This window comes from Escherichia sp. SCLE84 (assembly GCF_012584495.1).
Lineage (GTDB): Bacteria > Pseudomonadota > Gammaproteobacteria > Enterobacterales > Enterobacteriaceae > ECMA0423.
In genome coordinates, this window is record NZ_CP051430.1 from 4237247 (window position 1) to 4256807 (window position 19561).

General features: G+C 52.5%; 14 protein-coding genes and 3 tRNA genes. 10 read left to right on the top strand and 7 right to left on the bottom strand.

Going from position 1 to position 19561, the window contains the following annotated elements; genetic code table 11:
- The first annotated feature begins 10 nt into the window (after positions 1-10).
- From ptrA to recD, 3 genes are read left to right on the top strand one after another with little or no spacing between them, the layout of a single operon-like run.
- The gene (ptrA, locus tag HGD79_RS20555; protein ID WP_001138197.1) at positions 11-2899 is read left to right on the top strand and encodes a pitrilysin; all 2889 of its coding nucleotides are present in this window, start codon (positions 11-13) and stop codon (positions 2897-2899) included.
- Positions 2892-6434 carry an exodeoxyribonuclease V subunit beta gene (gene recB / locus HGD79_RS20560; protein ID WP_001446355.1) on the top strand — a complete coding sequence of 1181 codons (3543 nt, stop codon included), beginning with the start codon at positions 2892-2894 and terminating at the stop codon, positions 6432-6434. Before ptrA ends, recB begins: the two co-directional genes overlap by 8 nt.
- Positions 6434-8260 carry an exodeoxyribonuclease V subunit alpha gene (recD, locus tag HGD79_RS20565; RefSeq protein WP_000775946.1) on the top strand — a complete coding sequence of 609 codons (1827 nt, stop codon included), beginning with the start codon at positions 6434-6436 and terminating at the stop codon, positions 8258-8260. The genes recB and recD overlap by 1 nt, the downstream gene beginning before the upstream one ends.
- 61 nt (positions 8261-8321) lie before the next feature.
- Here recD and argA read toward each other — a convergent pair whose 3' ends face one another.
- Entirely contained in the window at positions 8322-9653 is a 1332-nt protein-coding gene (gene argA / locus HGD79_RS20570) for an amino-acid N-acetyltransferase (protein WP_000237948.1), read from the bottom strand.
- A 231-nt stretch (positions 9654-9884) separates the two neighbouring features.
- Here argA and amiC point away from each other — a divergent pair, with 231 nt between their 5' ends.
- Complete coding sequence (gene amiC, locus HGD79_RS20575) at positions 9885-11138, top strand: N-acetylmuramoyl-L-alanine amidase AmiC (RefSeq protein ID WP_000016907.1); 1254 nt, start codon at positions 9885-9887, stop codon at positions 11136-11138.
- A 74-nt stretch (positions 11139-11212) separates the two neighbouring features.
- On the opposite strand, the gene HGD79_RS20580 is transcribed toward amiC, so the two are convergent.
- From HGD79_RS20580 to HGD79_RS20590, 3 genes are all read right to left on the bottom strand, one after another.
- Positions 11213-11289: transfer RNA gene (locus HGD79_RS20580), tRNA-Met, on the bottom strand.
- Between the two features lie 33 nt (positions 11290-11322).
- Positions 11323-11399 (bottom strand) — tRNA-Met (locus HGD79_RS20585).
- Between the two features lie 33 nt (positions 11400-11432).
- Positions 11433-11509, bottom strand: a tRNA-Met gene (locus tag HGD79_RS20590).
- Positions 11510-11717: 208 nt separating this feature from the next.
- On the opposite strand from HGD79_RS20590, the gene mltA reads away from it, so the two are divergent.
- Positions 11718-12815, top strand: coding sequence for a murein transglycosylase A (mltA, locus tag HGD79_RS20595; RefSeq protein ID WP_000678646.1), 1098 nt, complete (start codon positions 11718-11720; stop codon positions 12813-12815).
- Between the two features lie 238 nt (positions 12816-13053).
- Positions 13054-13860 (top strand): tRNA cyclic N6-threonylcarbamoyladenosine(37) synthase TcdA, encoded by an 807-nt coding sequence (gene tcdA / locus HGD79_RS20600; RefSeq protein ID WP_000117734.1) that lies wholly within the window; start codon positions 13054-13056, stop codon positions 13858-13860.
- Positions 13861-13910: 50 nt separating this feature from the next.
- Here the strand turns inward: tcdA and csdE are convergent, their stop codons facing one another.
- Both csdE and csdA read right to left on the bottom strand, forming a co-directional pair.
- Entirely contained in the window at positions 13911-14354 is a 444-nt protein-coding gene (gene csdE, locus HGD79_RS20605; RefSeq protein WP_168848488.1) for a cysteine desulfurase sulfur acceptor subunit CsdE, read from the bottom strand.
- The gene (csdA, locus tag HGD79_RS20610) at positions 14354-15559 is read right to left on the bottom strand and encodes a cysteine desulfurase CsdA (protein ID WP_168848489.1); all 1206 of its coding nucleotides are present in this window, start codon (positions 15557-15559) and stop codon (positions 14354-14356) included. The genes csdE and csdA overlap by 1 nt, the downstream gene beginning before the upstream one ends.
- Positions 15560-15750: 191 nt before the next feature.
- Between csdA and HGD79_RS20615 the strand changes: the two genes are divergently transcribed.
- The 4 genes from HGD79_RS20615 to rlmM all read left to right on the top strand — a co-directional run bounded on the left by HGD79_RS20615 (position 15751) and on the right by rlmM (position 18753).
- Positions 15751-15978 carry a YgdI/YgdR family lipoprotein gene (locus tag HGD79_RS20615; RefSeq protein ID WP_000750398.1) on the top strand — a complete coding sequence of 76 codons (228 nt, stop codon included), beginning with the start codon at positions 15751-15753 and terminating at the stop codon, positions 15976-15978.
- 350 nt (positions 15979-16328) lie between these two features.
- The gene (gene gcvA / locus HGD79_RS20620; protein ID WP_000044401.1) at positions 16329-17246 is read left to right on the top strand and encodes a glycine cleavage system transcriptional regulator GcvA; all 918 of its coding nucleotides are present in this window, start codon (positions 16329-16331) and stop codon (positions 17244-17246) included.
- Positions 17247-17264: 18 nt separating this feature from the next.
- Positions 17265-17660: a DUF423 domain-containing protein gene (locus HGD79_RS20625; RefSeq protein WP_000203905.1), complete on the top strand. Its 396-nt coding sequence runs from the start codon at positions 17265-17267 to the stop codon at positions 17658-17660.
- Entirely contained in the window at positions 17653-18753 is a 1101-nt protein-coding gene (rlmM, locus tag HGD79_RS20630; protein WP_001045520.1) for a 23S rRNA (cytidine(2498)-2'-O)-methyltransferase RlmM, read from the top strand. Before HGD79_RS20625 ends, rlmM begins: the two co-directional genes overlap by 8 nt.
- A gap of 43 nt (positions 18754-18796) precedes the next feature.
- Here the strand turns inward: rlmM and fucR are convergent, their stop codons facing one another.
- Positions 18797-19528, bottom strand: a complete 732-nt coding sequence (fucR, locus tag HGD79_RS20635) for an L-fucose operon activator (RefSeq protein ID WP_000642344.1) — start codon at positions 19526-19528, stop codon at positions 18797-18799.
- Positions 19529-19561 lie beyond the last annotated feature (33 nt).

Below are 19561 nucleotides of genomic sequence, written 5' to 3' on the forward strand. Positions count from 1 at the left end.
AGGTCCGTGAATGCCCCGCAGCACCTGGTTCAAAGCATTATTGTTGTTAGTTGCCCTTTGGGCACCCTTAAGTCAGGCAGAAACGGGATGGCAGCCGATTCAGGAAACCATCCGTAAAAGTGATAAAGATAACCGCCAGTATCAGGCTATACGTCTGGATAACGGTATGGTGGTCTTGCTGGTTTCTGATCCGCAGGCAGTTAAATCGCTCTCGGCGCTGGTGGTGCCCGTTGGGTCGCTGGAAGATCCCGAGGCGTACCAGGGGCTGGCACATTACCTTGAACATATGAGTCTGATGGGGTCGAAAAAGTACCCGCAGGCTGACAGTCTGGCCGAATATCTCAAAATGCACGGCGGTAGTCACAATGCCAGCACTGCGCCGTATCGCACGGCTTTCTATCTGGAAGTTGAGAACGACGCCTTGCCTGGTGCGGTAGACCGCCTGGCTGATGCTATTGCAGAACCCTTGCTCGACAAGAAATACGCCGAACGTGAGCGTAATGCAGTGAACGCTGAATTAACCATGGCGCGTACGCGTGACGGGATGCGCATGGCACAGGTCAGCGCAGAAACCATTAACCCGGCACACCCCGGTTCAAAGTTTTCTGGTGGTAACCTCGAAACTTTAAGCGACAAACCTGGTAATCCGGTGCAGCAGGCGCTGAAAGATTTCCACGAGAAGTACTATTCCGCCAATCTGATGAAGGCGGTTATTTACAGCAATAAACCGCTGCCGGAGTTGGCAAAAATGGCGGCGGACACCTTTGGTCGCGTGCCGAACAAAGAGAGCAAAAAACCGGAAATCACCGTGCCGGTAGTCACTGACGCGCAAAAGGGCATTATCATTCATTACGTCCCGGCGCTGCCGCGTAAAGTGTTGCGCGTAGAGTTTCGTATTGATAACAACTCGGCGAAATTCCGTAGCAAAACCGATGAATTGATTACCTATCTGATTGGTAATCGCAGCCCAGGTACACTTTCCGACTGGCTGCAAAAGCAGGGATTAGTTGAGGGCATTAGCGCCAACTCCGATCCTATCGTCAACGGCAACAGCGGCGTATTAGCGATCTCTGCGTCTTTAACCGATAAAGGTCTGGCGAATCGCGATCAGGTTGTGGCGGCTATTTTTAGCTACCTCAATTTGTTACGTGAAAAAGGGATCGATAAACAATACTTCGATGAACTGGCGAATGTGCTGGATATCGACTTCCGTTATCCGTCAATCACCCGTGATATGGATTACGTCGAATGGCTGGCAGATACCATGATTCGCGTTCCTGTTGAGCATACGCTGGATGCAGTCAATATTGCCGATCGGTACGATGCTAAAGCAGTAAAGGAACGTCTGGCGATGATGACGCCGCAGAATGCGCGTATCTGGTATATCAGCCCGAAAGAGCCGCACAACAAAACGGCTTACTTTGTCGATGCGCCGTATCAGGTCGATAAAATCAGCGCACAAACTTTCGCCGACTGGCAGAAAAAAGCCGCCGACATTGCGCTCTCTTTGCCAGAGCTTAACCCTTATATTCCTGACGATTTCTCGCTGATTAAGTCAGACAAGAAATATGACCATCCAGAGCTGATTGTTGATGAGTCGAATCTGCGCGTGGTGTATGCGCCAAGCCGTTATTTTGCCAGCGAGCCAAAAGCCGATGTCAGCCTGATTTTGCGTAATCCGAAAGCCATGGACAGCGCCCGCAATCAGGTGATGTTTGCGCTCAATGATTATCTCGCAGGGCTGGCGCTTGATCAGTTAAGCAACCAGGCGTCGGTTGGTGGCATAAGTTTTTCCACCAACGCTAACAACGGCCTTATGGTTAATGCTAATGGTTACACCCAGCGTCTGCCGCAGCTGTTCCAGGCATTGCTGGAAGGCTACTTTAGCTATACCGCCACGGAAGATCAGCTTGAGCAGGCGAAGTCCTGGTATAACCAGATGATGGATTCCGCAGAAAAGGGCAAAGCGTTCGAGCAGGCGATTATGCCTGCGCAGATGCTCTCGCAAGTGCCGTACTTCTCGCGAGATGAACGGCGCAAAATTTTGCCCTCCATTACGTTGAAAGAGGTGCTGGCCTATCGCGACGCCTTAAAATCAGGGGCTCGACCAGAGTTTATGGTTATTGGCAACATGACCGAAGCCCAGGCAACAACGCTGGCACGCGATGTGCAAAAACAGTTGGGCGCTGATGGTTCAGAGTGGTGTCGAAACAAAGATGTAGTGGTCGATAAAAAACAATCCGTCATCTTTGAAAAAGCCGGTAACAGCACCGACTCCGCACTGGCAGCGGTATTTGTACCGACTGGCTACGATGAATACACCAGCTCAGCCTATAGCTCACTGTTGGGGCAGATCGTACAGCCGTGGTTCTACAATCAGTTGCGTACCGAAGAACAATTGGGCTATGCCGTGTTTGCGTTTCCAATGAGCGTGGGGCGTCAGTGGGGCATGGGCTTCCTTTTGCAAAGCAATGATAAACAGCCTTCATTCTTGTGGGAGCGTTACAAGGCGTTTTTCCCAACTGCAGAGGCAAAATTGCGAGCGATGAAGCCAGATGAGTTTGCGCAAATCCAGCAGGCGGTAATTACCCAGATGCTGCAGGCACCGCAAACGCTCGGCGAAGAAGCATCGAAGTTAAGTAAAGATTTCGATCGCGGCAATATGCGCTTCGATTCGCGTGATAAAATCGTGGCCCAGATTAAACTGCTGACGCCGCAAAAACTGGCCGATTTCTTCCATCAGGCGGTAGTCGAGCCGCAAGGCATGGCTATCCTGTCGCAGATTTCCGGCAGCCAGAATGGGAAAGCAGAATATGTACACCCTGAAGGCTGGAAAGTGTGGGAGAACGTCAGCGCGTTGCAGCAAACAATGCCCCTGATGAGTGAAAAGAATGAGTGATGTCGCCGAGACACTAGATCCTTTACGCTTGCCCTTACAGGGTGAGCGCCTGATTGAAGCCTCTGCCGGCACAGGCAAAACCTTTACGATTGCGGCGCTCTATTTGCGCCTGTTACTTGGACTAGGCGGTTCCGCCGCCTTTCCCCGCCCGCTGACCGTTGAAGAACTGCTGGTGGTCACCTTTACCGAGGCTGCCACGGCAGAATTGCGTGGTCGTATCCGTAGCAATATCCATGAGTTGCGCATCGCCTGTCTGCGTGAAACCACCGACAATCCACTGTACGAACGTCTGCTGGAAGAGATCGACGATAAAGCGCAAGCCGCGCAGTGGTTGTTGTTAGCCGAACGGCAGATGGATGAAGCGGCAGTCTTTACTATTCACGGTTTTTGCCAGCGCATGCTCAACCTGAATGCCTTTGAATCCGGCATGCTGTTTGAGCAGCAGCTGATTGAAGATGAGTCTCTGCTACGTTACCAGGCCTGCGCCGATTTCTGGCGTCGCCACTGCTACCCGCTGCCGCGTGAAATAGCCCAGGTCGTCTTTGAAACCTGGAAAGGGCCGCAGGCGTTGCTGCGCGATATTAATCGTTATCTGCAAGGCGAAGCGCCGGTTATCAAAGCACCGCCGCCCGATGATGAAACGCTGGCTTCCCGCCACGCGCAAATTGTGGCGCGTATTGCTACGGTAAAACAGCAGTGGCGCGACGCAGTGGGTGAACTGGATGCGCTGATCGAATCTTCTGGTATTGATCGACGCAAGTTTAACCGTAGCAATCAGGCTAAATGGATCGACAAGATCAGCGCCTGGGCAGAAGAAGAGACCAACAGTTATCAGTTGCCGGAGTCGCTGGAAAAATTCTCCCAGCGTTTCTTAGAAGATCGCACGAAAGCCGGGGGGGAAACCCCGCGACATCCACTGTTTGAGGCGATCGATCAACTGCTTGCAGAACCATTGTCGATCCGCGATCTGGTGATCACCCGCGCATTGGCTGAGATCCGCGAAACAGTAGCGCGTGAAAAACGCCGCCGTGGCGAATTGGGTTTTGATGACATGTTAAGTCGGCTCGATTCCGCGCTGCGTAGCGAAAGCGGTGAGGTGTTGGCAGCGGCGATCCGTACGCGATTCCCGGTGGCAATGATCGATGAATTTCAGGATACCGACCCCCAGCAGTACCGAATTTTTCGCCGTATCTGGCACCATCAGCCGGAAACCGCATTGTTGCTGATTGGCGACCCGAAGCAGGCCATATATGCATTCCGGGGTGCGGATATCTTCACTTATATGAAGGCGCGTAGTGAAGTTCACGCCCACTACACTTTAGACACCAACTGGCGCTCCGCACCTGGAATGGTGAACAGTGTGAACAAGCTTTTCAGCCAGACTGATGACGCGTTCATGTTTCGCGAAATACCGTTTATTCCAGTGAAATCAGCCGGGAAAAATCAGGCGTTACGTTTTGTGTTTAAAGGTGAAACGCAGCCTGCGATGAAAATGTGGCTGATGGAAGGCGAAAGCTGCGGCGTTGGCGACTATCAAAGTACCATGGCGCAGGTATGTGCTGCGCAAATCCGCGACTGGCTACAAGCCGGACAGCGGGGCGAAGCGTTGCTGATGAACGGCGACGACGCGCGTCCGGTGCGTGCTTCGGACATCAGTGTGCTGGTGCGCAGCCGCCAGGAGGCCGCCCAGGTGCGCGACGCCTTAACGTTGCTGGAAATCCCTTCCGTTTACCTTTCGAACCGCGACAGTGTTTTTGAAACTCTGGAAGCGCAGGAAATGCTTTGGTTGTTGCAGGCGGTGATGACGCCCGAACGTGAGAACACCCTGCGTAGTGCGCTGGCAACGTCAATGATGGGGCTGAACGCGCTGGATATCGAAACGCTGAACAATGACGAACATGCGTGGGATGTGGTAGTCGAAGAGTTCGATGGTTATCGGCAAATCTGGCGCAAACGTGGCGTTATGCCGATGCTGCGGGCGCTGATGTCGGCGCGTAACATTGCTGAAAACTTGCTGGCAACGGCAGGCGGTGAGCGGCGTCTTACCGATATCTTGCATATCAGCGAACTGCTACAAGAAGCCGGAACGCAGCTGGAAAGTGAACATGCGCTGGTACGCTGGTTATCGCAACATATCCTCGAGCCAGACAGTAATGCCTCCAGCCAACAAATGCGCCTCGAAAGTGATAAACATCTGGTGCAGATTGTCACGATCCATAAATCGAAAGGGCTGGAATATCCGCTGGTCTGGTTGCCATTTATTACCAATTTCCGCGTCCAGGATCAGGCGTTTTATCACGATCGCCACTCGTTTGAGGCTGTTCTGGATCTTAACGCTGCGCCAGAAAGCGTCGAGCTTGCGGAGGTCGAACGTCTGGCGGAAGATCTGCGTTTGCTTTACGTGGCGCTGACGCGTTCGGTTTGGCATTGCAGTCTCGGCGTTGCACCGCTGGTGCGCCGTCGTGGCGATAAAAAAGGTGACACCGACGTCCACCAAAGTGCGCTCGGGCGTTTGCTGCAAAAAGGGGAACCGCAAGATGCGGCAGGGCTTCGCACCTGTATTGAAGCGTTATGCGATGATGATATTGCCTGGCAAACGGCACAAACTGGTGATAACCAGCCCTGGCAGGTTAATGATGCTTTAACTGCAGAACTGAATGCGAGGACGCTACAACGATTGCCCGGCGATAACTGGCGTGTCACCAGCTACTCCGGCTTGCAGCAGCGTGGTCACGGTATCGCTCAGGATCTGATGCCACGGCTGGATGTTGATGCCGCAGGCGTGGTCAGCGTCGTTGAAGAACCGACGTTAACACCGCATCAGTTCCCGCGCGGTGCGTCACCGGGGACATTCTTGCACAGTTTGTTTGAAGACCTCGATTTTACCCAGCCGGTTGACCCGAACTGGGTACAGGAAAAACTGGAACTCGGCGGCTTTGAATCGCAGTGGGAACCGGTGTTGACCGAGTGGATCACGGCTGTCCTCCAGGCACCTCTCAATGAAACGGGTGTTAGCCTGAGTCAGCTTTCCGACCGCGATAAACAGGTGGAGATGGAGTTTTACCTGCCGATTAGCGAACCGCTCATCGCCAGCCAGCTTGATGCACTAATTCGCCAGTTTGACCCGCTATCCGCTGGCTGCCCGCCGCTGGAGTTCATGCAGGTACGCGGCATGTTAAAAGGCTTTATCGACCTGGTATTCCGCCACGAAGGGCGTTATTACCTGCTCGACTATAAATCCAACTGGCTGGGTGAAGACAGTTCGGCTTACACCCAACAGGCTATGGCAGCAGCGATGCAGGCACACCGCTATGATCTGCAATATCAGCTTTATACCCTGGCGCTGCATCGTTATCTGCGCCATCGCATTGCTGATTACGACTATGATCGTCACTTTGGCGGCGTTATCTATCTGTTCCTGCGTGGCGTTGATAAAGAACATCCGCAACAAGGGATTTACACAACCCGACCCAACGCCGGGTTGATTGCCCTGATGGATGAGATGTTTGCCGGTATGACCCTGGAGGAGGCGTAATGAAATTGCAAAAGCAATTACTGGAAGCTGTGGAGCACAAACAGCTACGCCCGCTGGATGTGCAATTTGCCCTGACCGTGGCGGGAGATGAACATCCTGCCGTCACCCTCGCGGCGGCACTGTTAAGTCATGATGCCGGAGAGGGACACGTCTGTTTGCCGCTTTCACGACTGGAAAATAACGAGGCGTCGCATCCGCTGTTGGCGACCTGTGTCAGTGAAATCGGTGAGCTACAAAATTGGGAAGAATGCTTGCTGGCTTCTCAAGCGGTCAGCAGGGGAGATGAACCCACGCCGATGATCCTCTGTGGCGATCGTCTTTATTTGAATCGCATGTGGTGTAACGAGCGGACGGTAGCGCGCTTCTTCAATGAGGTGAATCATGCCATTGAGGTTGATGAAGCTCTACTGGCGCAAACCCTGGACAAACTTTTTCCAGTAAGCGATGAAATTAACTGGCAAAAAGTTGCAGCGGCAGTGGCGCTGACGCGGCGGATCTCGGTGATTTCCGGCGGCCCAGGTACCGGTAAAACGACCACCGTGGCGAAGTTACTGGCAGCGTTAATTCAAATGGCCGACGGCGAACGCTGCCGTATCCGTCTGGCTGCACCAACGGGTAAAGCTGCCGCGCGCTTAACCGAATCTCTCGGCAAGGCTTTGCGACAGTTACCGCTGACCGATGAACAAAAGAAACGCATTCCGGAAGATGCCAGTACTTTGCACCGATTGCTGGGTGCGCAGCCGGGTAGCCAGCGTTTACGTCATCATGCCGGTAACCCGCTGCATCTTGATGTGCTGGTGGTAGATGAAGCGTCAATGATCGATCTGCCTATGATGTCGAGACTGATCGACGCCTTGCCCGATCATGCGCGAGTGATCTTTCTCGGCGATCGTGATCAACTGGCCTCGGTTGAGGCTGGGGCTGTGCTGGGCGATATCTGCGCTTATGCCAATGCCGGCTTTACCGCCGAGCGTGCCGGGCAGCTAAGCCGCCTGACGGGAACTCACGTTCCGGCAGGAACTGGCACAGAAGCGGCATCTTTGCGCGACAGTCTCTGCCTGCTGCAAAAAAGCTATCGTTTCGGCAGTGATTCTGGCATTGGTCAGTTAGCTGCGGCGATCAACCGTGGTGATAAAACGGCAGTGAAAACCGTTTTTCAGCAGGATTTTACTGATATCGAAAAACGGCTTTTACAGAGCGGAGAAGATTATATTGCGATGCTTGAGGAAGCTCTTGCGGGTTATGGACGTTATCTGGATCTGCTGCAAGCGCGTGCCGAGCCGGATTTAATCATTCAGGCGTTCAATGAGTACCAACTTTTGTGCGCCCTGCGGGAAGGGCCGTTTGGCGTGGCTGGACTGAATGAGCGAATTGAGCAGTTTATGCAACAGAAGCGCAAAATTCATCGTCATCCGCACTCTCGTTGGTACGAAGGTCGACCGGTAATGATTGCCCGTAATGACAGCGCGCTTGGGTTGTTTAATGGCGATATCGGTATTGCGCTGGATCGCGGGCAGGGGACGCGCGTCTGGTTTGCGATGCCGGACGGCAATATTAAGTCTGTGCAACCGAGTCGCTTGCCAGAGCACGAAACTACGTGGGCGATGACGGTACATAAATCGCAGGGATCGGAGTTCGACCATGCGGCGTTGATTTTACCGAGCCAACGCACGCCGGTAGTAACGCGAGAGCTGGTATACACCGCGGTGACCCGCGCGCGTCGCCGTCTGTCGCTGTATGCCGATGAGCGTATATTAAGTGCGGCAATCGCCACTCGTACTGAGCGGCGCAGTGGTCTGGCGGCGTTGTTTAGTTCGCGGGAATAAACGTAATTGCCGGATGCGACGCACGAGTGTTACGCATGTCGCATCCGACAATTTTCATCGCTTACCCTAAATCCGCCATCAACACTTTGGATTTACGCTGGTAGTTGTACAACTGCTTTTTGCTCTCGGGCAGTAAATCAATATCCACCGGGGTAAATCCACGTTCCTGGAACCAGTGAATACTGCGCGTGGTCAGCACAAACAATTTGCTTAAGCCGCTCTGCTTCGCCTGAGCGGTAATGCGTTCCAGCAGAACCTCGCCCCGTGATGAACTGCGGTAATCCGGGTGAACTGCCACACAGGCCATTTCCCCAATCTTCTCTTCCGGGAACGGATAGAGCGCGGCGCAGGCAATAGTCGTGTTATCGCGCTGAATAATGGTGAATTTGTCGATTTCCATCTCCAGCTGCTCGCGAGAACGGCGCACCAGAATACCTTGCTGCTCCAGCGGGCGAATCAACTCCAGAATACCGCCAATATCGTTGATTGTTGCGCGACGAATCTGCTCGGCGCTTTCCATCACAATCTGCGTACCGATACCGTCGCGTGAGAACAACTCTTGCAACAGCGCGCCATCTTCCTGATAACTGATTAAATGACAGCGACGCACGCCGCTGCGGCAGGCTTTCACTGCGCCACGCAAAAAGCGCACCGTACCGGAGTTGTAATCGCCTTTCTCTTCCTGGGCTTCTACCCGCGCTTGCGCTTCGTTAGGGAAAAGTTCTGAGACAATATCACCGTCGTCATTAGTAACGCCCTGGGAAGAGCAAAAACCAATCATCTTTTCAGCTTTCAGTTTGATGGCTAGTTGAGTGGCAATCTCTTCCGAGGTCAGATTAAAGCTCTCGCCAGTGACTGAAACAGCGACCGGCCCCATTAGCACTATTGCACCGCTGTCCAGTTGACGATGGATCGCGTCTTCATCAATCCGCCGGATACGCCCGCTATGGCAGTAATCCACGCCGTCATCGACGCCCAGCGGCTGGGCAATAATAAAATTGCCACTAACGACGTTGATATGCGCGCCCTGTAGCGGCGTGTTATTGAGACTCATCGACAGGCGAGCAGTAATATCCAGTTGCAATGTTCCCGCAGCCTGCTTCACCAGTTCCAGTGTTTTGGCGTCGGTCACACGTATATTCTTGTGATACAGCGGTTCGTGGTGATGCGCAGCCAGATTTGCGTCGATCTGCGGACGTGCGCCATAGACCACCACCAGACGGATGCCGAGGCTGTGCAACAACCCGATATCATTAACGATACTGGAGAAATTCTCATGCTCAATGGCTTCACCGCCGAGCATGATGACAAACGTTTTTCCCCGGTGGGTATTGATATAGGGAACCGAATGGCGGAATCCCTCGACCAACTCGGTTTTACGTTCCTTTACCACGGCACACCTCTTTGCATTATTATTCGAAATTATTGTATTTTTATTCTGTTTTTTCGCAGGGTGCAAGTGTAAATTTTATGCGAGAGCGACTTTTTTATCAGTAATGCCGTGAATATAAAAAGAATGTTTACCGTTTATTAGATGACAGATTATGCGTCTTTCGCTAAAGTTTCCGGTCAAATTAGTCGTTTACTTGTTACACAGCTTAGATTTCTTTTGCTCGGGAGAGGCATGTCAGGATCCAACACTGCAATCAGCCGTCGTCGTTTACTGCAAGGCGCGGGCGCTATGTGGCTATTGAGCGTAAGTCAGGTCAGCCTGGCTGCGGTTAGCCAGGTCGTGGCGGTGCGCGTCTGGCCTGCGTCCAGCTACACCCGCGTGACGGTAGAATCAAATCGTCAGCTGAAATATAAGCAGTTCGCGTTGAGTAACCCGGAACGCGTGGTGGTGGATATCGAAGATGTAAACCTGAACTCGGTACTCAAGGGGATGGCGGCACAAATTCGTGCAGACGACCCGTTCATCAAGTCGGCGCGCGTCGGGCAATTTGACCCGCAGACCGTACGGATGGTTTTTGAATTAAAGCAAAACGTAAAACCGCAGCTGTTTGCCCTTGCGCCGGTCGCCGGGTTTAAAGAGCGTCTGGTGATGGACCTCTATCCGGCCAATGCACAGGATATGCAGGACCCGCTGCTGGCGCTGCTGGAGGATTACAACAAAGGCGACCTCGAAAAGCAGGTGCCGCCAGCACAAAGTGGTCCACAACCGGGTAAAGCAGGGCGCGATCGTCCTATTGTTATTATGCTTGACCCTGGCCACGGCGGCGAAGACTCCGGTGCGGTGGGGAAATACAAAACGCGCGAAAAAGACGTGGTATTGCAAATAGCTCGCCGTCTGCGCTCTCTGATCGAGAAAGAGGGCAATATGAAGGTGTACATGACGCGCAATGAAGACATCTTCATTCCGTTGCAAGTGCGCGTAGCAAAAGCCCAGAAACAGCGTGCCGACCTGTTTGTCTCTATCCATGCCGACGCCTTTACCAGTCGCCAGCCGAGCGGTTCCTCAGTGTTTGCGCTCTCAACCAAAGGCGCAACCAGTACTGCGGCAAAATATCTGGCACAGACCCAGAACGCCTCGGACTTGATTGGTGGCGTGAGCAAAAGCGGTGACCGCTATGTCGACCACACCATGTTCGATATGGTGCAGTCGCTGACCATTGCCGACAGCCTTAAGTTTGGTAAAGCGGTGCTGAATAAGCTCGGTAAAATCAACAAGCTGCATAAAAATCAGGTTGAACAGGCCGGGTTTGCCGTGCTGAAAGCGCCTGATATTCCCTCCATTCTGGTCGAAACGGCGTTTATCAGTAACGTTGAGGAAGAGCGTAAACTGAAAACGGCGACTTTCCAGCAGGAAGTTGCGGAGTCTATTCTTGCGGGAATTAAAGCGTATTTTGCCGATGGGGCGACGCTGGCGAGAAGGGGATGATAAAAAGGCGCTGAATGGCGCTTTTTTTATGGGAGAGCAGAAACAAAAAAACACCCGTTAGGGTGTTCAATAATTGGTTGCGGGGGCCGGATTTGAACCGACGACCTTCGGGTTATGAGCCCGACGAGCTACCAGGCTGCTCCACCCCGCGTCACCGTATTGCTTTTACTTCATCAAATTTGATTGGTTGCGGGGGCCGGATTTGAACCGACGACCTTCGGGTTATGAGCCCGACGAGCTACCAGGCTGCTCCACCCCGCGTCACCGTACTGCTTTACTTCATCAAATTTTAATTGGTTGCGGGGGCCGGATTTGAACCGACGACCTTCGGGTTATGAGCCCGACGAGCTACCAGGCTGCTCCACCCCGCGTCCGTGGATGCGCACTATACTCCGCTCGCGTTTTCATGCAACCTTTTTTTTACCCCGATCACGGATTTGGCATGATTTTGAACAAAAACAAATCACTAAAGCCTATTTTTTGTGCAAAATTTGCGTCAGGGAGAGGCTGCTCATTTCATTAAACGCGGCGGTTTGTTATCTTCGTTGCGCCTTATTTTTTAACCTGAAGAAGAGAACAATGAAAGGACGTTGGGTAAAGTACCTTCTTATGGGCACGGTTGTGGCAATGCTTGCCGCCTGCTCTTCCAAACCAACCGATCGCGGACAGCAATATAAAGACGGGAAATTTACCCAGCCTTTCTCTCTGGTGAACCAGCCAGATGCCGTTGGCGCGCCGATTAACGCCGGTGATTTTGCCGAGCAAATTAACCATATCCGTAATTCGTCACCGCGTCTGTATGGCAACCAGAGTAATGTTTATAACGCGGTGCAAGAGTGGCTGCGCGCAGGCGGTGATACCCGCAATATGCGTCAGTTCGGCATTGATGCCTGGCAGATGGAAGGTGCCGACAACTATGGTAACGTGCAGTTTACAGGCTATTACACGCCGGTAATTCAGGCGCGCCATACCCGCCAGGGCGAGTTCCAGTATCCGATTTACCGTATGCCGCCAAAACGTGGTCGTCTGCCGTCTCGTGCGGAGATCTACGCAGGGGCGCTGAGTGATAAATATATTCTCGCTTACAGCAACTCCCTGATGGATAACTTCATTATGGATGTGCAGGGTAGCGGGTATATCGACTTTGGTGATGGCAGTCCGCTTAACTTTTTCAGCTATGCAGGGAAAAACGGTCATGCCTATCGCAGCATTGGTAAGGTGCTGATCGACCGTGGCGAAGTGAAAAAAGAAGATATGTCGATGCAGGCGATTCGTCATTGGGGCGAAACACACAGTGAAGCCGAGGTTCGCGAGCTGCTGGAACAGAACCCGTCTTTCGTCTTCTTTAAACCGCAATCTTTTGCACCGGTGAAAGGGGCAAGTGCGGTGCCGCTGGTTGGCCGTGCTTCTGTTGCCTCCGATCGTTCAATTATTCCGCCAGGTACTACCTTGCTGGCAGAAGTGCCGCTGCTGGATAATAACGGCAAATTTAACGGTCAGTACGAATTGCGTCTGATGGTGGCGTTGGATGTCGGGGGCGCAATCAAAGGCCAACACTTCGATATCTATCAAGGGATCGGGCCGGAAGCCGGACACCGCGCAGGTTGGTACAACCACTATGGACGTGTCTGGGTGCTGAAAACCGCCCCGGGCGCAGGTAACGTCTTTAGCGGCTGATGTGATATTCTGTATGCCGTTTTTACGGATATGACAGGGTGAGGGGTAACCTCACATCCTGATTATTGACTAAGTGCGCGTTGTTCATGCCGGATGCGGCGTGAACGCCTTATCCGGCCCACAAATCATGCAAATCCAAAATATTGCAGGAGTTATGTAGGCCTGATAAGCGTAGCGCATCAGGCATTTATGCGTTTAGGGTGAGGGAAAACCTCACCCTTTTTAATTCTGAGGTGCTATGTCTGTGGTAATTAGTGATGCATGGCGTCAGCGTTTTGGTGGCACAGCGCGTCTGTATGGTGAAAAAGCGTTGCAACTGTTTGCTGACGCGCATATTTGTGTGGTCGGTATCGGTGGTGTCGGTTCCTGGGCGGCGGAAGCGCTGGCGCGCACGGGGATTGGCGCAATCACGCTTATCGATATGGATGATGTGTGCGTCACCAATACCAATCGGCAAATTCATGCCCTGCGCGATAACGTTGGGCTGGCAAAAGCGAAAGTCATGGCGGAACGTATTCGCCAGATTAACCCGGAGTGCCGTGTAACGGTGGTGGATGATTTCGTGACGCCGGATAACGTAGCGCAGTATATGAGTGCCGGTTATTCGTACGTGATTGATGCCATTGATAGTGTACGACCCAAAGCGGCGCTGATTGCTTATTGTCGGCGCAATAAAATCCCGCTGGTCACGACCGGTGGCGCGGGTGGGCAGATTGACCCGACGCAGATTCAGGTTACCGATCTGGCGAAAACGATTCAGGACCCGCTGGCGGCGAAGTTGCGCGAGCGCCTGAAAAGCGATTTTGGCGTAGTGAAAAACAGTAAAGGTAAGCTCGGCGTGGATTGCGTGTTTTCTACTGAAGCGCTGGTGTACCCGCAGTCAGACGGTACGGTGTGTGCGATGAAAGCCACGGCAGAAGGGCCGAAGCGGATGGATTGTGCATCTGGATTTGGCGCGGCAACGATGGTGACCGCCACCTTTGGGTTTGTTGCGGTTTCTCATGCGCTGAAGAAGATGATGGCGAAAGCGGCGCGTCAGGGTTAAACAATCAGGTCGGATGAGACGCGAACGTCTTATCCGACCCGGTTCTGTGCTTAAACCTGCTTCGTCGCAGCGATAATCGCCTCGCTTAACGCATTCAACCCCTGGCTGCGTGAGGCGCTAAGCTGCCCACGCAATCCCAGCTCATCAAACAATGCCAGCGGCGACTGTGCCTGCAATTCGGCGGCGGTTTTCCCCTCAACGGCAGTCAACAGCACCGCCAGCAGGCCGCGCACTATACGTCCTTCGCTGTCGCCAAAGAAGTGCATTTTACCGTTTTCAGCCACGGTATATCCCAGCCAGACGCGGTTTTCGCATCCGGCAATCTCTTTAGCCTGCGCTTTTAACTCGTCTGGCAAAGCCGGAAGCTGTTTCCCCAGCATGATCAACTGGCGATATTTATCTTCCCATTGCGACAACGGTGCGAAGGTATTGAGTAACGTTTCTGCGGTTACGGTTGTGCCGAACGGATGTCCGGCGAATTGCGGGTTTGTCATTAATCCACCAATAATTCCAGCGCGCGGTCAACGGCATTCACCAGCGCATCCACATCACTCTTTGTATTATATGGCGCAAAAGAGGCGCGCAGTGTGCCGGTTACGCCTAATTCTGCCAGTAGCGGCTGAGCGCAATGCTGCCCGGCCCGCAGGGCAATACCGTACTCCGCCAGCAGCGTCACCATATCGCTATGATGAACGCCAGCAAAATCAAAGGCCAGCAGGCTGGAATCCTGGCAGCGGAATGAACGAAAGCCGGGACGTTTCGCCAGCGTATCTTCCGCCAGCGTTGCTAAGCTACGGCTCCAGCTTTCGGCCTGGTTGATATCGTAATCTGCCAGCCATTCCAGCGCCGCGCTTAATCCTATGACACCAGCGACATTTGGCGTTCCAGCTTCCAGTTTCCACGGCGCAGATTGAGTCGTGAAGCCGTCAAAACTCACTTCGTGAATCATTTTGCCGCCACCCAGCCAGGGCGACATCGCTTCCAGCAGTTCTGATTTGCCATACAGCACGCCGATACCCGTCGGGCCATACAGTTTGTGACCAGAGAAAGCATAGAAATCGATATCTAGTTGCTGAACATCTGCGGGGAAATGCACCGCCCCCTGAGCACCATCAACCATCACCACCATCCCGGCTGAATGAGCAAAGGTAATCGCTCGCGCCAGATCCGGGCAACCGCCAGTAACGTTCGACATCTGACCCAACGCCAGAATCCGACTACGGGGAGTAATCAGTTCTGGCAACAAATCGACATCCGGCAGTCGCTGCGCATTAAGCGGCAATTTCACCACTTTGGCTCCAGTTTGTTGGGCGACCATCAGCCAGGGGACGAGGTTAGCGTGGTGTTCTGCCACGCTGACAATAATCTCATCGCCCGGTTGCAGACGCGGACGCGCATAGCATTGTGCCACCATGTTGATGGATTCAGTGGTGCCGCGCGTCCAGACGATAGTTTTATCATCCGGTGCATTCAGTAATTGCGCCACTTTTTCCCGCGCAGCTTCATAACGCGCGGTCAGGCGTTGGGCTTCGGCAAACTGGCTGCGATGGACGTTTCCGGCGCTCAGACTGTAAAACTGTCGGGTGGCTTCAACCACGGCTTCAGGTTTAAGCGCGGTCGCGGCGCTGTCGAGATAGACGCCCGCATCCTGTAGTGCGGGAAACTGGGCGCGAAACTGCGCGGGATTAAAAACGTTCATGGTACTCCTCGGCTTGATGCACCGATCGTGACGCAAAATTCACTTTGATACAAGGAGAGTGCTAACCATCAGAATTATCTGGATATCCTGGCGAAGCCGCGTCAGTAACATATGCTGAATAGTGTTAGGCGTTAATTTTAGCCTGTTAATCAATACTATTAAGATTTATTAATCGCTTTAAGGAGAAGATGATGAAAAAGACTGCCGCAATTATTTCTGCCTGTATGCTGACTTTTGCCCTGAGCGCCTGTTCCGGTTCGAACTATGTGATGCACACCAATGACGGACGTACCATCGTCTCTGACGGCAAACCACAGACTGATAACGATACCGGTATGATTTCGTATAAAGACGCTAATGGCAACAAACAGCAGATCAACCGTACCGACGTGAAAGAGATGGTCGAACTGGATCAGTAATTCGCGATCGCAAGGTAAAAAAAAGCACCGCAATTAGGCGGTGCTACATTAATCACTATGGACAGACAGGGTAAATGTACAGGAAGTGAAAAAAGGTAGCTTTGCTACCATGGTCTGAATCGCAGACCAATTGCAAACACAACAACACAACATCACAACCGTAAGCCAAAAGTTCACCAGAACACGCATTCCGATAAAACTTTTCGTTCCGGCTCAGGAAGTGCCGCCACTATAGGTATTTGCTGGTAGAAGCTCAACGGACAATTTATAATGGCTCAGATTAAAAAAACTAATAGGTTACACAGTGTGATCTAATTGTTAAATTCATTTAACATCAAAGTTTAAAAGCCATGTCTAAACGATTACCACCGCTAAATGCCTTACGAGTTTTTGATGCCGCAGCACGCCATTTAAGTTTCACTCGCGCAGCAGAAGAGCTTTTTGTGACCCAGGCCGCAGTAAGTCATCAAATCAAGTCTCTTGAGGATTTTCTGGGGCTAAAACTGTTCCGCCGCCGTAATCGTTCACTCCTGCTGACCGAGGAAGGTCAAAGCTATTTCCTCGATATCAAAGAGATATTTTCGCAATTAACCGAAGCGACGCGTAAACTCCAGGCCCGTAGCGCCAAAGGGGCGTTGACGGTCAGTTTACTCCCCAGTTTCGCCATTCATTGGTTGGTTCCGCGACTTTCCAGCTTTAATTCAGCTTATCCGGGAATTGACGTTCGAATCCAGGCGGTTGATCGTCAGGAAGATAAGCTGGCGGATGATGTTGATGTGGCGATATTTTATGGTCGGGGCAACTGGCCGGGGCTACGGGTGGAAAAACTTTACGCCGAATATTTATTGCCGGTGTGTTCGCCGCTACTGCTGACTGGCGAAAAACCCTTGAAGACCCCGGAAGATCTGGCTAAACATACGTTATTACATGATGCTTCGCGCCGTGACTGGCAGACATATACCCGACAATTGGGGTTAAATCATATCAACGTTCAGCAAGGGCCAATTTTTAGCCATAGCGCCATGGTGCTGCAAGCGGCTATTCACGGGCAGGGAGTGGCGCTGGCAAATAACGTGATGGCGCAATCTGAAATTGAAGCCGGACGTCTTGTTTGCCCGTTTAATGATGTTCTGGTCAGTAAAAACGCTTTTTATCTGGTTTGTCATGACAGCCAGGCAGAACTGGGTAAAATAGCCGCCTTTCGCCAATGGATCCTGGCGAAAGCCGCTGCTGAACAAGAAAAATTCCGCTTTCGTTATGAACAATAATTTACGTAGGGTACGACCATGACCAGCCGTTTTATGCTGATTTTCGCCGCCATTAGCGGCTTCATTTTTGTGGCTCTGGGCGCTTTTGGCGCGCATGTGTTAAGTAAAACCATGGGCGCCGTTGAGATGGGCTGGATCCAGACCGGCCTCGAATACCAGGCGTTTCATACGCTGGCGATCTTAGGTCTGGCGGTGGCAATGCAGCGTCGCATCAGTATCTGGTTTTACTGGAGTAGCGTTTTCCTCGCGTTAGGCACGGTGCTGTTCAGCGGCAGCCTTTATTGCCTGGCACTGTCCCATCTGCGTTTGTGGGCGTTTGTCACACCGGTTGGCGGCGTGAGTTTCCTTGCGGGCTGGGCGTTAATGTTAGTTGGTGCTATCCGTTTAAAGCGCAAGGGCGTAAGTCATGAATAAGGTTGTATTGCTGTGCCGTCCGGGCTTTGAAAAAGAGTGCGCCGCAGAAATTACCGATAAAGCCGGCCAGCGGGAAATTTTCGGTTTTGCCCGCGTGAAAGAGAATGCGGGTTATGTCATTTATGAATGTTATCAACCTGATGATGGCGATAAGTTAATCCGTGAGCTGCCGTTCAGTTCATTAATTTTTGCCCGCCAGTGGTTTGTGGTGGGGGAACTCCTGCAGCATTTGCCGCCAGAAGATCGTATTACCCCCATTGTCGGCATGTTACAGGGCGTAGTAGAGAAGGGCGGTGAACTGCGTGTTGAAGTTGCCGATACCAACGAAAGCAAAGAGTTGCTGAAATTCTGCCGTAAATTCACCGTGCCGCTACGCGCTGCCTTGCGCGATGCCGGGGTGCTGGCGAACTATGAAACGCCGAAGCGTCCGGTTGTGCATGTATTCTTCATTGCACCAGGTTGCTGCTATACCGGTTACTCATACAGCAACAATAATTCGCCGTTCTATATGGGCATTCCGCGCCTGAAATTTCCGGCAGATGCGCCGAGTCGTTCCACACTCAAACTGGAAGAGGCATTTCATGTGTTTATTCCTGCGGATGAGTGGGATGAACGCCTGGCGAACGGGATGTGGGCGGTGGATTTGGGCGCTTGCCCAGGCGGCTGGACCTACCAACTGGTGAAGCGCAACATGTGGGTTTATTCCGTCGACAACGGCCCGATGGCGCAAAGTCTGATGGATACCGGGCAGGTGACGTGGCTGCGGGAAGACGGTTTCAAATTCCGTCCGACACGCAGCAATATCTCCTGGATGGTATGCGATATGGTTGAAAAACCGGCTAAAGTTGCGGCATTGATGGCGCAGTGGCTGGTTAATGGCTGGTGCCGTGAAACCATTTTCAATCTCAAACTGCCGATGAAAAAACGCTACGAAGAAGTATCACACAATCTGGCGTATATTCAGGCACAGCTTGATGAACATGGCATAAATGCTCAGATTCAGGCGCGGCAGTTGTATCACGATCGCGAAGAAGTGACGGTGCACGTCCGCCGCATCTGGGCTGCGGTGGGTGGTCGTCGCGACGAGCGATAACAGGCAAGGCCGGGGCGTCGTCTCCGGCCTGCTACCCTTTCCGTCAGGCTGTTACCAAAGAAGTTGCAACCTGGCGCTCATCAGAAATAATGTGCGTTACCTCATCCAGATGCCCGATGCGGGCTTCCCCTGAACGATTAAATTTACTTTTATCAATCAATAACAACGATTGCGCGGCACGTTTTAATAGCATCGATTTGTAATCAGCGTTGATGGCATTGGAGTCCCACAGTGCGCCGCTGCTATCGATCCCTTCACAAGAAAAAATAAACAGATCGATTTCCAGCGATTTAAGTTGGGAAATCAGCGAGGGATTGACGTAACAGCCATATTTGCGCTCAAGTGTGCCGCCGGAACTGATCAGTTGAATGCGTTCGCGTTTACCGAGTTCATGGCAAATCGGATGGCTATTGGTGAAGACCTGAATGTTGATGTCAGGCAACTGGCGTGCCAGATACCAGCAAGTTGAACTGGCGTCTAAGGCTATCACCATCCCTTCTTCAATCCACGCGAGCGCCTCGCGCGCGATATCTGCTTTATGCGCATAATGGCTTTTCAGCCGGATGTGAAAGGGATCGCCACTGTCTTGATTTTGACGGTGGATATATTTAGCGCGTCCATGATTGCGCAGAATTTTACCCTGCGTCTGTAATTCATTGAGATCGCGACGAATGGTTTCTTTACTGACCTTTAGCTGTTCAGAGAGAGCTTCCGTGGTCAGGCTGGTATGGTTCAGCAGCAGGTCGACTATCGCTTGCTGGCGTGCCGCTTTCATATTTTTCACCCCATCATTCGATAACCGCCCGCG